This window comes from Gilvimarinus sp. 1_MG-2023, from assembly GCF_030548285.1.
Window position 1 is genome coordinate 1 of sequence record NZ_JAUOSC010001941.1, and the last position, 228, is coordinate 228.

Below are 228 nucleotides of genomic sequence, written 5' to 3' on the forward strand. Positions count from 1 at the left end.
GAATAGCCATATACGTTCAGTGGCTGCTCGAAGCTGCGCTCTTCCTTGAAAACGGCACTGCCACCATAGACTGCCGCACTGGAGGCATACAGAAAAGGAATACGTTGTTCGAGGCAGGCGTGTAACAGGATTTTGGAGTATTCGTAGTTGTTCTCCATCATGAACTTGCCGTTCCACTCGGTGGTTTCGGAGCAGGCGCCCTCGTGGAAAATCACGTCAACGTCGTCG

The 228-nt window shown here is 52.2% G+C and carries 1 protein-coding gene; it reads right to left on the reverse strand.

What is annotated here, in order from left to right; translation table 11 throughout:
- Positions 1-228, reverse strand: a 228-nt coding sequence (locus tag Q4563_RS23430) for an NAD-dependent epimerase/dehydratase family protein (protein WP_303606254.1), incomplete at both ends; no start/stop codon positions are given.